Consider the following 500-nt stretch of genomic DNA (forward strand, 5'->3'; position numbering starts at 1 on the left):
TCCTTGAGGTTGACCAGTTGATAGTGCAGTGGCGTGCCGTCCTCCCGCTCGAAGGTATTGCGGTGGCGCAGGGTCTCGGCGCAGGCGAAGGTGTCGGGGCTGATAATGCCCTCCAGCAGGCAGGTAAATTCGGCATCGGTGAGGTTGACGCGGTTGAGCGCTTCGAATTTTTCGCGGAAGTTCTGCTCCAGCGCCTCACGGTCGCGGATATCCGGGCGGTAGGTGTATTTGAGGTCTTGCAGTTTGGTGAGCAGGCGTTGTTCGATGTCGTTTTCTTTTGTCATTCTCTCACCTGAAATACCCTTTCCTTTTTCGCTGTCGCCAGCATCCAGACCAAGACAAACGCGGGGCCTGTTTTCCTGCCGAATGAACCACAGGATGTTGAAAAACGTCCGGATTTCCGCAAAATCCGCGGCCCATGCCTGTTGAGTAGGCAGGGAAAGCATCATCGCATGTCCGGGTACTCGAAGGCCAGATCCTGTTGCAAGCGTGTCTTCGCC

Annotated in this window: 1 protein-coding gene; it reads right to left on the bottom strand. The window is 56.0% G+C overall.

Annotated features, from left to right (window positions below):
- The coding region (locus tag ACOCD2_RS26355; RefSeq protein WP_419626468.1) for a hypothetical protein at positions 1-446 on the bottom strand (446 nt) is incomplete at its 3' end.
- Between the last annotated feature and the right edge of the window lie 54 nt (positions 447-500).

The sequence above is a fragment of the Thiolapillus sp. genome, from assembly GCF_048562965.1.
GTDB classification, from domain to species: domain Bacteria; phylum Pseudomonadota; class Gammaproteobacteria; order Chromatiales; family Chromatiaceae; genus Thiolapillus; species Thiolapillus brandeum_A.